Origin of the sequence: Streptomyces sp. NBC_00234, assembly GCF_036195325.1 — a bacterium.
In the GTDB taxonomy this organism is placed as follows: Bacteria; Actinomycetota; Actinomycetes; order Streptomycetales; family Streptomycetaceae; genus Streptomyces.
Genome location: NZ_CP108101.1, coordinates 7,277,191 through 7,289,840 on the forward strand (window position 1 = coordinate 7,277,191; position 12,650 = coordinate 7,289,840).

Here is a 12,650-nt window from a genome sequence, read left to right on the forward strand (position 1 = left end):
CCGTATCGCCTCCTCCGAGGCAAGACCCTGCCATGTCCTCGACATGGTCCCCGCGGGAGCCGGCGCTCGCCACGCATGGTCTCCTGCGAATCGACGTGGATCAGTGCGGTGTGGCGGGAGGCCGGCCGGCCCGTCGAGGGCTACGGCGATCAGCCCCGCCACCGGCCGGGCAAACAGGTGCGGATCTGCGCGCGGACGGGGCGGGACGAGCTGCGGGAGGCGGCCGGCGTGGTCGTCCTGGTTACTTCGGGTCGCGGTTGAACTGCGCCGTCGACCAGCGGTAGCCGAGCGCGATCAGGCCCACGCACCAGGCGACGGCGAGCCAGCCGTTGTGGCCGATCTCGGTGCCGAGGAGGAGGCCGCGGAGGGTCTCGATGGCGGGGGTGAAGGGCTGGTACTCGGCGATCGGCTGGAACCAGCCGGGCATGGTGTCGGCGGGGATGAAGGCGCTGGAGATGAGCGGGAGGAGGATCAGGGGCATGGCCATGTTGCTGGCCGCCTCGGGGTTCGGGCTGGCCAGGCCCATGCCGACCGCAATCCAGGTCAGGGCCAGGGCGAAGAGCACGATGAGTCCGAAGGCGGCGAGCCATTCCAGGGCAGTGGCGTCCGTGGAGCGGAAGCCGATGGCGACGGCGACGGCGCCGACGAGGACCACGCTCATGACGGATTGCAGCACGCTGCCGACGACGTGCCCGATGAGTACCGAAGGGCGGTAGACCGCCATCGTGCGGAAGCGGGCGACGAGGCCCTCGGTCATATCCATGGAGACGTACACCGCAGCTCCGATCACGGTGCTGCCGATGGTCATCAGCAGCAGGCCCGGGACGATGTAGGCGATGTAGTCGGAGCGGTCGGCGCCGCCGCCGCCGATGCCCGCGCTCATCACGTCGCCGAAGATGTAGACGAAGAGCAGCAGCATCATGATCGGTGTGAGCAGCAGGTTCAGGGTCCCTGACGGGTAGCGCCGCGCGTGCAGGAGGTTGCGGCGCAGCATGGTGTTGGAGTCGCGTACAGCGTGGGAGAGGGAGCTCATCGGGCAGTCTCCTTGGGCTGGTTGGGGACGTTGGCCGGGCCGGTCAGGGCGAAGAACACGTCGTCGAGGTCGGGGGTATGGACGGTCAGTTCGTCCGCCTCGATGCCGGCGGAGTCGAGCCAGTCGAGGATGGAGCGCAGTTCGCGCTGGCTGCCGTCGCTGGGGATGGACAGCGACAGTGCGTCGTCGTCCCGGGTGACCTCGTGCAGGGCGTCAGCGGCGGACTGGTACGCGACCGGGTCGGTGAAGCGGAGGCGGATGTGGCCGCCGGGGATCAGGCGCTTGAGCTCGTCGGCGGTGCCTTCGGCGGCGATCTTGCCGTCGTTGAGGACGGCGATGCGGTCGGCGAGTTCGTCGGCTTCTTCCAGGTGCTGGGTGGTGAGGAAGACGGTGACGCCGTCTGCGACGAGTTCGCGGATGATCTGCCACATGGTGTGGCGGCTGCGGGGGTCGAGGCCGGTGGTGGGCTCGTCGAGGAAGATGATCCGGGGGTTGCCGACGAGGGTCATGGCGAGGTCGAGGCGACGCTTCATGCCGCCGGAGTAGGTGGAGGCCGGCTTCTTTGCCGCGTCGGTGAGGTCGAACCGCTCCAGCAGCTCGGCGGCGGTACTGCGCCCCTCGCTGCGGGAGAGGTGGTGCAGGTCCGCCATGAGGAGCATGTTCTCCTCGCCGGTGATCAGGCCGTCGACGGCGGAGAACTGCCCGGTGACACCGATCGCCCCGCGTACGGCCTGAGGGTCGGTGGCCAGGTCGTGACCGCCGACGTGCACTTCGCCGGCGTCGGCGGTGACGAGAGTGGAAAGGATCTTCACGGCGGTGGTCTTCCCGGCGCCGTTCGGACCGAGCAGCGCGAACACTGACCCGGCCGGGATGTGCAGATCGATGCCGTCGAGGACGAGCTTTTCGTCGTAGGACTTGCGCAGACCAACGGCGGAGACGGCGGCCGGCGACGGGTGACCGTCCCTCTGGCTGGATGTGGGCATGACAGATGAAGGCATGGAGTCCTGCCTTTCTGGGGCTGAAGACACTGGGGGAGTGGAAGCTGTTTCGGAACTCGGACTGAGTGACTGGCCGTGACTACGCGTCAGTCGTTTCGCCCTGGGGAATGGTGTCGAGCGGCCGGCCGCCGGAGACCTGCTCGCCGGGGCGCTGCCGGCGTTGGCAGGGCTGAGCCAAGTCTCCCCGGTCTGCTCGACCACCTCGTGGACAGGATCTGCGGCGGCTGCTGGTGGCCGGTCTCGCGTCCTTTCGCGCTGCGCCTTGGGCGAACGACGCGCGTGCGGGCTACGCCCACTGGAATGCGGCGACGGACGTTACTTCTCGGCCGTGCCGAGTTCCCCGCTGATGGACTCCTGATAGACATCCGCGTAGGTGCGGGAGTCCTTGACCAGGTCGTCGCAGAACGCGGCGACGTCGTTGCCGATGAGTTGCAGGACCCCCTTGCCCGTGGCGGCGCCCTCCTCGAAGAAGTCGACGATCCCGGGGAGTAGGGGCCCGTCGGCCAGGTCGATCGGTCCGACCTTGAACAGGTACTTCTGCATCTCCTTGTAGACGATCTGGTAGTCCGGTGGGAGCGCCTTGACCCGGGCCATGTGGGCCCGCCAGTGCTTCTTGCCCTCGATGATGTCCTGGATGCTCACGTCAGCCTCCCAGCCTGCTCAGTTTCTTTGCGACGTTCCTGTTCAACTGCTCACGCCACCGGTCGCGATAGGTTCGAGCTCCTTCTCCGCCGGCCAGAGCCGTGCAGAAGCCCCGGATGTCGTCGCCGAGCACCTCGTCGACGCTCTGCTCGTCCGCCGCTGTCTCTTCGAGCAGCCCCAGGGCGGCGTCGAGGATCGGCATCAGGTTGCGGCCGGTGAAGTCCCCGTGGGGGAGGAGGTGGCCCTTGATCTGTTCCCATGCCGCCCGGTAGTCGTCCGGAAGGGCCTCGGCCCTGGCTTCGAACGCCTTCCAATCCCTGGTGAGATCGCTGCCTGTGATGGTTTCCCAGAAGCTCATCTCCCGCCCTCCTTGAGGCTGTCGATGCGTGATGAGACGTACTGCCACTTCTTCCAGAACGTTGCGAGTTCCTCGCGTCCGGCGTCGTTGAGCGCGTAGAACTTGCGCGGCGGGCCGACCCCGGACGGCCGTTTCGTCACCTGGACGAGCTTGTTCCTCTCTAGCCGCAGCAGGATGGTGTACACCGTCCCCTCGACGACGTCGGTGAAGCCGAGCTCGTTCAGCTGACGGGTGATGGCGTACCCGTAGGTTTCCTCGCTGCCGATGATTTCGAGCACGCACCCTTCGAGCGTGCCCTTCAGCATCTCCGTCAGGTCGTCCATTGCGAATCCTCCTCGGGGCACATCGGTACTGCGTGCTACTGAGTACCACTATACGGTATCACCGAGTAGTGGAGGGTGCCAGCGATCGGCGAACACGGACCGGCCTCTGAATCCGCGGAGCGGAGGAAGGGGCCCAATCCGACGCGGACCTCGGTCCTCTGGCGTTCGAAGGGAACGTCACCGCCACGGGCGAGACCGCATTCCACTCGTTCGTCTTCGCTGTCTCGATCACATCCGGCTCCCTCCACCCGGTGACCCGGCGGAGAGCCGACGACGGCTACGTTCGCGGTCTTCCGGATTGCCGACGGCGAGGTCAGGGGCGGTGGACGAGCTCGATGCGGAGGGCCGCGATCAGGAGCCGGGCTGTCAGCGCGGCGTATACGTCCCGCCTGGTTGCGTCAGGACCGCGTCAGGAGGGACGGGGGACCTCTGATCGCCGGGCATAGCGTCAGGACACACCCCGGCCCGACCGAGCCGGGACCGTGCCTCGTTCCTCGGGAGGAACCCATGGCAGATGCCCTGTACGGAGACGATGCGGAGCCTGGGGAACCGTCCCCGGCCGGACTGCTCTGCGTACCCGTCCGGCCGGGCGCCGAAGGCTGCGTGACCCGGCTCTTCCGCACGCCGGTCGGAGGCAGGACCGCCGTCGCGTTCACCGACGCGGATCGGCTGACGGCGGTCCTGGGGGCGGCTCAGCCGTGGATCGTCCTCGCGGAGCCGGCGCTGCGCGCGCTCATGGAACCGCTGGGCATCCACGAGCTGAGAATCGACCCCGTCCTCACGGCGCCGACTCCCGCCGTCACGATCGCAGCCGTGTCAGATCCGCGTCCGCGGCCACTTGCCGCGCTCGTGAAGTGAAGGGAGCCGCAGAGATGACCACCCTTCCCCTGCCCGCCACTTCCGCCGCGGCCGCCCCGACCGGCACGGTCGGCTCGAAGCCCGGAGACACGCTCGCCGTCTGGCCCGCCACCACCACCGAACAGCCACACGGCCGGCTCCTCGTCGGCGGGGTCCCCTTGGCCGAGATAGCCGAGAGCCACGGTACTCCCGTGTACGTCCTGGACGAGGCCGAGGTGCGCGAGCGTTGCCGTACCTACCGCACGGCCTTCCCCGACGCCGAGATCCACTATGCGGCCAAGGCGTTCCTGTGCCGCGCCCTGGCCCACTGGATCGAGGAGGAGGGACTCGGTCTGGACGTGTGCTCCGCAGGTGAGCTGGAGCTCGCCGTCACCAGTGGGTTCCCGCCCGAGCGGATCCTGCTCCACGGCAACGCGAAGTCGCCGCAGGATCTGGAGACCGCGCTGCGTCTCCGTGTCGGCCGGATCGTCATCGACACCCCCGCCGAGATCGCCCGGATCGCGGCGGCGGTCGGCAGCGGCGGCCCGCAGAAGGTCATGGTCCGGGTGACGCCGGGCATCAGCGCGGGCGGCCACCGGAAGATCCGTACCGGATCGGAGGACCAGAAGTTCGGCCTCTCCATCAGGGACGGCCACGCCCAGCACGCCATCACCCGCATACTCGACCAGCCGCAGCTCGAACTCACCGGACTCCACTGTCACTTGGGCTCGCAGATCACGGATGTCAAGCCCTATCTGGTGGCTGTGCGACGGCTCGTCGGCCTGATGGCGCGCATACGCGACAGCCGTGGCGTCACGCTGCCGGAGCTTGACCTCGGCGGCGGCCACGGCATCGCTTACCGACCTGGTGAACCCGCCCTCGACATCACCACCCTCGCCCGCAAGGTGCGCGCCGAACTGGCCGAGAGCTGCGCGGCGGCCGGGCTGCCTGTCCCGCGCCTGATCATCGAACCGGGGCGGGCCGTGATCGGCCCGGCCGGGGTCGCGGTCTACCGGATCCTCGCGGTGAAACGCACACCCGGGCGGACCTTCGTGGCGGTGGACGGCGGGATGAGCGACAACCCGCGCCCGGCGTTGTACGGAGTGCGGTACGCCCCGCGCATCATCGGCCGCCGCTCGCCGGCCCAAGCCGAGCGCGTGACGGTCGTCGGCCGCCACTGCGAGGCCGGCGACGTCCTGGCCGAAGACGTCCCGCTGCCCGCCGACACCCACCCCGGCGATCTGCTCGCGGTGCCGACGACCGGCGCGTACCACCTGGCGATGGCCTCCTCCTACAACCTCGTCGGCCGTCCGCCGGTGGTCGCCGTGCTCGACGGCCGGGCCCGGCTCCTCGTCCGCAGGGAGACCCTGGAGGACCTCAAGGCGCGCGACGTCGGTCTGTAGCCCCTGGTGTTCCACGGTTGCTGATCCGGCCCGGCGGCGGGGTCGCCGGGCCGGATCGTTGACCAGTTGGTCCGTGACGGCCCGTGTCACCCGGGTCACCGTGCTCATCCCGGAGGCCGAACCGGAGTACCTCTGGCAGCGCACCCTGCAGAACCAGCGGGGCGCGGTCGTCGCCCATGCCGTCCGCCGCGATACGAACGCGGTCGTGTGCCGGCTCCGCTTCCGCTGCTGACCATCAGGGATCCGTCAAAGCCCCCTCCGCCCGGCGCCACCCACGTCATACCGGGCGGAGGCTGGACGTGTCAGAGGTTTGGCGGGGGCTGGATCCTGCGAGGTGGATCATGAGGTTTCCGCTTCGGGACACGGCCGCCGTCGCCGCCGGAGCCCTGGCACCGTTTGCCGCGGCTCTTGTGCTGATGCCGCTGCGGACGTCCGTCACGCATACCAATCTCGCGCTGCTGCTCGTCGTCGTGGTCGTGGCCGTGTCGGCGCTCGGAAACCGGTTTGCCGGCGCGCTCGCTGCCCTGTCGGCCGCCGCCTGGTTCGACTTCTTCCACACCGAGCCGTATCGGAGTTTCCACATCCAGGACCGGGCCGACATCGAGACCGCCGTCCTGCTCCTGGTCGTCGGCCTGATCGTGTCGCAGTTGGCCGCGCGTGCCCGGACGCTGAAGCGGGTGGCGGTCACGGACGCCACGTATCTGGAGCGGCTGCACGGCACGACCCGCCTCGCCCGCTCCAGTACGTCCTCCGACGACGTCGTCCAACGGGTGGGGCGCGAACTGGTCGACGTCCTGGAGCTACGGGCGTGCCGTTTTGAGTACGGCACTCTCGTCGGGCGTCCGCCGCGACTTGCCCCGGACGGGACGGTGACGGTGGCCGGCTGGATCTGGGATCTGGAACTGCAGGGCTGGCCGGACGGTGAGATCGAACTGCGCGCCATCGTTCACGGGCGGTACCAGGGCCGCTTCCTGCTGACACCCGAACCCGGTTCCGTACCCCCGCCGCTGGAGGCGCGGCTGGTCGCCGCAGACCTGGCGGCTCAGGCCGCCGCCGCGCTGGACGACGACAGCGTCAGTGCAGGCCCGAGATCGTGAACACCGAGTGAGCCGTGTCCCGTTCGACGCGGCGAGCGAGGCGATCGAGGTCGTCCGCTCCGCTCAGCAGGGTGCCGTTTTCGGCGGACAACCGGGCGTCGACCTCCAGGAGCAGCCACAGGGACGGATTCGCGAGGAGCACGCGCAGGTCGACCTCGGCCCGGCCGCCGTCCGTGTCGCTCATGACGAGGCGCTGCTCGATCCCGTTGGGCCAGCGGACGGCGGCGAGCCGGTCGGTGCGCACGGTCTGTCGGGTCCACAGGCCGTGGACGGTCACCCGGCCCGGGGCCGCGACGACCCTGGCGGGCAGCAGGATCACGAAGAGCGCGACGGCCAGGACGATCCACATCACCGCGCTCGGCAGCGTCAGGCCGGCGTCCCCGGCGTCCACAGTCAGCGACAGGGCGAGCAGCAGCCCGGCGCAGCCGGCCGCGGCCCGGGCCTCGCCGGCCCACGTGCTGTCGTGGACGCAGAGGTCACCGGACTCCGACGGGTGGACGAATCGTGGCTCCATGGAACGGACATTAGAGGCGCGGCCGACCGATGCCGGTCCGTCTTGACGAGGTACCTATGCCGCGTTGGCGAACTTTGACGCGTGTCTGACGGGCCCGGCGGCGTAGTGGACGTACTCGTGCGCCAGCCGGAAGCCCGCGGTCCAGGCGAGGAGCCGACTGGGGCGGTTGCCGCGGGAGCAGCTCCAGATGGCACGGTGGCCGCGTGCCGCGATGTCGGTGGTCAGCCCTGCGACGCAGGCCAGAGCGAGGTGTTGACGGCGTTCGTCGGGCGCGGTGGCGCAGGCGACGTCCTCCTGGCGGTTGCCGAGGAACCGTGTGCAGGCCACGGCGACCACCCGGCCCCGACGGAATGCTGCCCAGGCCAGGCCCGACGCGGCCAGGGCGGTCGGGCCGCCCCAGGTGCCGTGGATCCACGCCATGGAGGGGTCGAGAGCCGCCACCGCCGGGGCGTCATCGGGGGAGATGCGGCGGACGGCCACGCCGCGAGGCACGCGGGGTGCGATCGCCGGGGCCCGGTGGACGTAGAGCATGCGCTCCCAGGGCTGGAGGTGGTCGAAGGCCGCGCCGAGTACAGGGACGAAGCGGCCCGGGGTTTCGACGTAGTGCTCTGCGAGTGGGGCAAGTTGGTCCGGTCTCACGGCGCTGGGGTCGCCGGCCAGGAGGGCGTGTCCGCCACACGTGACGGCCACGACGCGAGGCACCTTGGCGTGGTCGGACCACCATTGGCCATGGCCGGTGGTCAGGACGTGCTCGGCGAGGGTTCCGGTGCCGGGCTCGCCGGAAAGGAACACGCGCATGGGCACGGGGGGCTGGTGGGACGCGTGCGGGATCACGGGCACCTCCTGGTGCGGAAGGAGGGGCGGCCCGGGTTCGGGCCGCCCCTGTGAGTTCAGCGCTGGCCGGCCTTGCGGCCGTGGTTCGCCTTCTTCTTGCGACGGGCCTTCTTCTTGCGTGTGCGCTTGGACATGAGTGGTCCGGTTCCTTTGAGGCAGTCAGGCGGAATGGCCGACAAGCAGGTCGGCGAGCTTGCTGAGGCGCTTGACGTTGCGCGTCTCGGTGGCGGCCTGGGCGGGCTCGACACGGTGTTCACGGTCGTAGTAGGCGCCGTTGACGATCTCGACGGCCGGGTCGCAGAGCCGTACGACGTGGGCCGCGCCCTCGGCCGGCGAAACGCCCTCGTGGGCGTAGAGCGGAAGCAGGCTCGTGGTGCAGACGCCAGGGTGGACGGAGACGGCGGTCACCCGCGGGTCGGCGGCGAAGACGGTCAGCGCGAGCTGCGACTGTGCGTAGGCGGCGAGCCGGGAGTAGCGGCGCACCCGGTTGGGGTCGCTCCACTGGATGGAGCCGGTGCGGTGGAGGGAGGACGACACGTTGACGACCCGGCCGCCGGGGTCGCTCGTCAGCGCGGGCTCCAGCAGATGCGTCAGCAGGTAGTGGGCGAGGAAGTTCACCTGGAAGGCGATCTCGTTGCCGTCCGCCGTGACCGTGTGGCGCTCGGGTGCCGCCATGCCGGCGTTGTTGACGAGCACGTCGAGGTGCGGGTGTTCGGCCAGTACCCGGGCGGCGAGGTGCTCGACCTCTTCGAGTACGGCGAAGTCCGCCGCGAGCGGGCACAGGAGACGGGCGTCGATCCCGTGGAGGGAGACGAGCCGGTCGGTGGCTGCGGCGGCCTCTTCGGCCGTACGGCCGTGGACCAGCACGGTCGCACCGCGCTCGGCGAGAAGCCGGACGGTCTGGTAGCCGATGCCGGTGGTGGCGCCGGTGACCAGGGCGGTACGGGAGGAAAGGTCGGAAACAGGCATGACTGGTCCATCCATGGGAGGTTTACGGGAATGAAGAAGGGGGCGCCGGACGGGAGGTCTCGGCGCCCCGGGGGCTACGGACGACGCGTCAGCGCGGGGCGCGCGTCTCCGGGCAGCGGGGCACGCGACGGGGCGCCCGATGAGGCGGCCGGTCGAGCAGAAGCCACGCGCTGTCCATGCTCTCCATCGAACCCTCGGTGGGCTCCGTGGACAAGCTCAACTGCCGCTCCCTGACGTACCCCTGACGAGGGCGGTGGTCAGCCGAGGCCGGGGATTGCGGAGATGACCAGATCGATGAGTTTGATGCCGAGGAACGGCAGGACCAGGCCGCCGAGTCCGTACACGGTGAGGTTGCGGCGCAGCAGGTCGTGGGCGGATGCGGGGGTGTAGCGGACGCCACGCAGGGCGAGCGGAATGAGCGCCACGATGATCAGGGCGTTGAAGATGATGGCCGAGGTGATCGCCGAGGTGGGGCTGTGCAGGCCCATGATGTTGAGCGCCTGCAGGCCGGGATAGGCACCGGTGAACATCGCGGGGATGATCGCGAAGTACTTCGCGACGTCGTTGGTGATCGAGAAGGTCGTCAACGCGCCTCGGGTGATGAGGAGTTGCTTGCCGATCTCGACGATCTCGATGAGCTTGGTGGGGTTGGAGTCCAGGTCCACCATGTTCCCGGCCTCCTTGGCGGCCGAGGTGCCGGTGTTCATGGCCACCCCGACGTCCGCCTGAGCCAGCGCCGGCGCGTCGTTCGTACCGTCGCCGGTCATCGCGACGAGCTTGCCGCCCGCCTGCTCCCGCTTGATGAGGGCGAGTTTGTCCTCCGGGGTGGCCTCGGCGAGGAAGTCGTCGACACCGGCCTCCTGGGCGATGGCCTTCGCGGTCAGCGGGTTGTCGCCCGTGATCATGACCGTCCTGATGCCCATGCGGCGCAGTTCCGCGAACCGCTCCCGGATGCCCTCCTTCACGACGTCCTTGAGGTGGATGATCCCGAGGACCCGCGGCCCGTCCCAGTCGTGCACCGCGACCAGCAGCGGGGTACCGCCCGCGTCCGAGACCGCGTCGCTCCACGCGCGGGCCTCGCCGGGCACCGTACCGCCGTACATCTCCACCCAGCCGATGACCTGGGCCGCCGCTCCCTTGCGGATGTGGCAGACGGCGCCGTTGTCCCAGCGCAGGTCGATGCCGCTCATCCGGGTCTGCGCGCTGAACTCCACGAAACGGGCGTTCGCGAGCTCGCCGTCGGCCGGCGCCCGCAGTCCGTACCGCTGCTTCGCCAGCACCACCACGGAGCGGCCCTCCGGCGTCTCGTCGGCGAGCGAGGAGAGCTGGGCGGCGTCCGCGAGCTTCGACTCGTCGACGCCCGGCAGTGGCACGAAGGCGGCGGCCTGGCGGTTGCCTAGGGTGATGGTGCCGGTCTTGTCGAGGAGCAGGGTGTTGATGTCACCCGCTGCCTCGACCGCTCGGCCGGACATGGCCAGGACGTTGCGCTGGACCAGCCGGTCCATGCCCGCGATGCCGATCGCCGAGAGCAGCGCCCCGATTGTGGTCGGGATCAGCGTCACCAGGAGCGCGACCAGGACGGTGGTGGACTGGGCGGCGTTCGCGTAGGCGGCCATCGGCTGGAGTGCGACGACGACGAGCACGAAGACGACCGTGAGTGCGCAGAGCAGGATGTTCAGCGCGATCTCGTTGGGGGTTTTCTGCCGGGAGGCACCCTCGACCAGGGCGATCATCCGGTCCATGAAGGAGTGGCCGGGGCGGGAGGTGACCCGTACGACGATCCGGTCCGACAGGACCGTCGTGCCGCCGGTCACCCCTGTACGGTCGCCGCCCGACTCGCGGATCACCGGGGCGGACTCACCAGTGACGGCGGACTCGTCGACAGCGGCGACGCCGTCGACGACGTCGCCGTCGGCCGGGATCAGTTCGCCCGCCTCGACCAGGACGAAATCGAAGAGCCGGAGTTCGGTGGCGGCTACTGCCTCCGTCTCGGCCCGGTCGAGATCCGTTCCGTACCGCCAGTGGCGCAGCCGCAGCGCGACCGTGTCCGTACGCGCCCTGCGCAACGACTCGGCCTGCGCCTTGCCGCGGCCCTCGGCGACCGCCTCGGCCAGGTTCGCGAAGATAACGGTCAGCCACAGCCAGACGCTGATCACCCAAGTGAAGACGGACGGGTTGAGCACGGCCGAGAGCGTGGTGAGAACCGAGCCGGCCGCGACGACGAACAGCACCGGATTGCGCACCAGGTCCCGCGGGTGCAGCTTGCGCAACGCTTCCGGGAAGCACTTCAGCACCTGTACGGGATCGAGCAGCCCGCTCTGCGCCCCGCGCTGCCGTTCCGGCCGTGGAGCGGGGTAGCGGGGTGGGGTGGAGGGGGCGGGTGGTGCAGGGGGCGCCTGACGGGGCGCTGCGGGATGCATCGCGGAGGACCTATCGATGGGCCCGGCCACCCGCGCGCGGCGGGCGCCGGGGGAGAGTGGGTGGGGTCGCGGGGTCGCCCACGCCCTGGGGTTACGTGGCCGTCCCGGTACCCGCAGTGCGGCTGCGGGTACCGGCGCCGGCGAAGACCGCTGTGAACCGGCGGCCGACGACCGCGAAGCGAGGGCACGGCAGCCCACTGGGAGAGGCGGCACGTGCCCTCGCGGCCCGGGGACGGTCATGCCACTGACGTCCACGGCTTTGAGCGGCCGAACGAAATCTAGGGGCACTCCGGACGCCCGACGTCCACCGGTCGCCGGATTTGACGGACTTCTGACGGCTGCGCGGGGCCCCTGTCAAGAGGGCGTCAAGTCGGCCTGGAAGCACGTCAGTACGGCGTCAAGGTGCGTCGTCCCCGGCCGGAACGAATCGCAGACTGAACGCTGCGGGGTACGGACGACCGTCCGTGGCGTGACGCTGGAGGACGAGTGACCATCACCGCCGAAAGCAGGCCCAGTCCGGAGGCGGGGCCCGGAAGGGCGCAGTCACCTCACAGTCGGTCGACCCGCACGAGGGCCGTCCGGGTCCGCGGCCACGAGGGGGCCGCGGCCGGGCGGACCTCCCCGTACCCGGGCCAGTAGCGACGCCTTAGGGCGCGCTACTGGGCGACCCTGCCCGCCAGACTTCGTCTGCTGCGCGAGGCCACCCTCCTGACCGCCGCCGCCTGCACCGCACTGCTTCTGGGCGGCCGGCCCGCCGCATCCGGTACTTGGGACGCCGTCGCCGACCGCCACGTCCCGCGCAGGGTGAGCGCCGCAGGCATCGCTCTCGCCCGGGACGACATGGACGCCCAGGCCGCCAACTCCCTGCTGGAGAACGGAGACGCGGGCGAGCACCGCCCTGAGCGTCCCGTACTCGGAAGGGCCCGGGCTACGGGGCTCGCACGGGTTCGCCCCCGGCCCGTAGGGAGTCCGTCAAGGCGTCGTCAGCATCTGCGGGGGTCGCGCCAGAGTGCCGTAAAGGTGACTGTGCAGGTGGCAGGGTCCAGGCTTCTGTATGCGGTGTGACTGATGCAACAGGCTGTACAGCAAAAGGAGTTGATCGCTGATGAGCGTGGAGAACGTAGTGGGCCTCTTTGTCGCCTTCTGTCTTGTCGGCTACCTGGTGGCCGCACTGATCAACCCGGAGAAGTTCTGATTCCCCGCCCGCGGCCGGGAAGACTCA

14 protein-coding genes are annotated in these 12,650 nt (G+C 69.9%); 5 read left to right on the forward strand and 9 right to left on the reverse strand.

Translation table 11 applies throughout. The features are described 5' to 3' along the window. Positions 1-241: 241 nt before the first annotated feature. From OG230_RS31855 to OG230_RS31875, 5 genes are all read right to left on the reverse strand, one after another. Complete coding sequence (locus OG230_RS31855) at positions 242-1,033, reverse strand: ABC transporter permease (RefSeq protein ID WP_328907207.1); 792 nt, start codon at positions 1,031-1,033, stop codon at positions 242-244. After that, positions 1,030-2,016, reverse strand: a complete 987-nt coding sequence (locus OG230_RS31860) for an ATP-binding cassette domain-containing protein (RefSeq protein ID WP_328907208.1) — start codon at positions 2,014-2,016, stop codon at positions 1,030-1,032. The genes OG230_RS31855 and OG230_RS31860 overlap by 4 nt, the downstream gene beginning before the upstream one ends. Positions 2,017-2,346: 330 nt before the next feature. Then, on the reverse strand, positions 2,347-2,673 hold the full coding sequence (locus OG230_RS31865; protein ID WP_328907209.1) for a DUF1048 domain-containing protein: 327 nt from the start codon (positions 2,671-2,673) through the stop codon (positions 2,347-2,349). 1 nt (position 2,674) lies between these two features. After that, on the reverse strand, positions 2,675-3,031 hold the full coding sequence (locus OG230_RS31870) for a DUF1048 domain-containing protein (protein ID WP_328907210.1): 357 nt from the start codon (positions 3,029-3,031) through the stop codon (positions 2,675-2,677). Next, on the reverse strand, positions 3,028-3,354 hold the full coding sequence (locus OG230_RS31875; RefSeq protein ID WP_328907211.1) for a PadR family transcriptional regulator: 327 nt from the start codon (positions 3,352-3,354) through the stop codon (positions 3,028-3,030). The genes OG230_RS31870 and OG230_RS31875 overlap by 4 nt, the downstream gene beginning before the upstream one ends. A 507-nt stretch (positions 3,355-3,861) precedes the next feature. Between OG230_RS31875 and OG230_RS31880 the strand changes: the two genes are divergently transcribed. From OG230_RS31880 to OG230_RS31895, 4 genes are all read left to right on the forward strand, one after another. Continuing rightward, positions 3,862-4,212: an SAV_915 family protein gene (locus OG230_RS31880; RefSeq protein WP_328907212.1), complete on the forward strand. Its 351-nt coding sequence runs from the start codon at positions 3,862-3,864 to the stop codon at positions 4,210-4,212. A 14-nt stretch (positions 4,213-4,226) separates the two neighbouring features. Next, positions 4,227-5,594 (forward strand): diaminopimelate decarboxylase, encoded by a 1,368-nt coding sequence (gene lysA, locus OG230_RS31885; protein ID WP_328907213.1) that lies wholly within the window; start codon positions 4,227-4,229, stop codon positions 5,592-5,594. A 73-nt stretch (positions 5,595-5,667) separates the two neighbouring features. Next, the gene (locus OG230_RS31890) at positions 5,668-5,826 is read left to right on the forward strand and encodes a hypothetical protein (protein ID WP_328911650.1); all 159 of its coding nucleotides are present in this window, start codon (positions 5,668-5,670) and stop codon (positions 5,824-5,826) included. A gap of 109 nt (positions 5,827-5,935) precedes the next feature. Then, complete coding sequence (locus OG230_RS31895) at positions 5,936-6,691, forward strand: DUF4118 domain-containing protein (RefSeq protein WP_328907214.1); 756 nt, start codon at positions 5,936-5,938, stop codon at positions 6,689-6,691. Here the strand turns inward: OG230_RS31895 and OG230_RS31900 are convergent. The 4 genes from OG230_RS31900 to kdpB form a co-directional block, all read right to left on the reverse strand. Then, positions 6,669-7,205: a hypothetical protein gene (locus tag OG230_RS31900; RefSeq protein ID WP_328907215.1), complete on the reverse strand. Its 537-nt coding sequence runs from the start codon at positions 7,203-7,205 to the stop codon at positions 6,669-6,671. The two genes, OG230_RS31895 and OG230_RS31900, sit on opposite strands and share 23 nt — an antisense overlap. A gap of 54 nt (positions 7,206-7,259) precedes the next feature. Beyond that, positions 7,260-8,039, reverse strand: coding sequence for a GNAT family N-acetyltransferase (locus tag OG230_RS31905; RefSeq protein WP_328907216.1), 780 nt, complete (start codon positions 8,037-8,039; stop codon positions 7,260-7,262). Positions 8,040-8,198: 159 nt separating this feature from the next. After that, the gene (locus OG230_RS31910) at positions 8,199-9,008 is read right to left on the reverse strand and encodes an SDR family NAD(P)-dependent oxidoreductase (protein WP_328907217.1); all 810 of its coding nucleotides are present in this window, start codon (positions 9,006-9,008) and stop codon (positions 8,199-8,201) included. A 257-nt stretch (positions 9,009-9,265) separates the two neighbouring features. Next, complete coding sequence (kdpB, locus tag OG230_RS31915; protein ID WP_328907218.1) at positions 9,266-11,428, reverse strand: potassium-transporting ATPase subunit KdpB; 2,163 nt, start codon at positions 11,426-11,428, stop codon at positions 9,266-9,268. A 1,105-nt stretch (positions 11,429-12,533) separates the two neighbouring features. Between kdpB and kdpF the strand changes: the two genes are divergently transcribed. Then, a complete protein-coding gene (gene kdpF, locus OG230_RS31920) occupies positions 12,534-12,623 on the forward strand; it encodes a K(+)-transporting ATPase subunit F (protein WP_328911601.1) in 90 nt (29 codons plus the stop codon). Positions 12,624-12,650 lie beyond the last annotated feature (27 nt).

Bases quoted from the DNA above. Each gene is read 5' to 3' on its own strand.
- OG230_RS31910 (WP_328907217.1), bottom strand. From the start codon at position 9,008: ATGCCTGTTTCCGACCTTTCCTCCCGTACCGCCCTGGTCACCGGCGCC.
- kdpB (WP_328907218.1), bottom strand. From the start codon at position 11,428: ATGCATCCCGCAGCGCCCCGTCAGGCGCCCCCTGCACCACCCGCCCCC.
- kdpF (WP_328911601.1), top strand. From the start codon at position 12,534: ATGAGCGTGGAGAACGTAGTGGGCCTCTTTGTCGCCTTCTGTCTTGTC.
- OG230_RS31880 (WP_328907212.1), top strand. From the start codon at position 3,862: ATGGCAGATGCCCTGTACGGAGACGATGCGGAGCCTGGGGAACCGTCC.
- OG230_RS31895 (WP_328907214.1), top strand. From the start codon at position 5,936: ATGAGGTTTCCGCTTCGGGACACGGCCGCCGTCGCCGCCGGAGCCCTG.
- OG230_RS31860 (WP_328907208.1), bottom strand. From the start codon at position 2,016: ATGCCCACATCCAGCCAGAGGGACGGTCACCCGTCGCCGGCCGCCGTC.
- OG230_RS31855 (WP_328907207.1), bottom strand. From the start codon at position 1,033: ATGAGCTCCCTCTCCCACGCTGTACGCGACTCCAACACCATGCTGCGC.
- lysA (WP_328907213.1), top strand. From the start codon at position 4,227: ATGACCACCCTTCCCCTGCCCGCCACTTCCGCCGCGGCCGCCCCGACC.
- OG230_RS31900 (WP_328907215.1), bottom strand. From the start codon at position 7,205: ATGGAGCCACGATTCGTCCACCCGTCGGAGTCCGGTGACCTCTGCGTC.
- OG230_RS31870 (WP_328907210.1), bottom strand. From the start codon at position 3,031: ATGAGCTTCTGGGAAACCATCACAGGCAGCGATCTCACCAGGGATTGG.
- OG230_RS31875 (WP_328907211.1), bottom strand. From the start codon at position 3,354: ATGGACGACCTGACGGAGATGCTGAAGGGCACGCTCGAAGGGTGCGTG.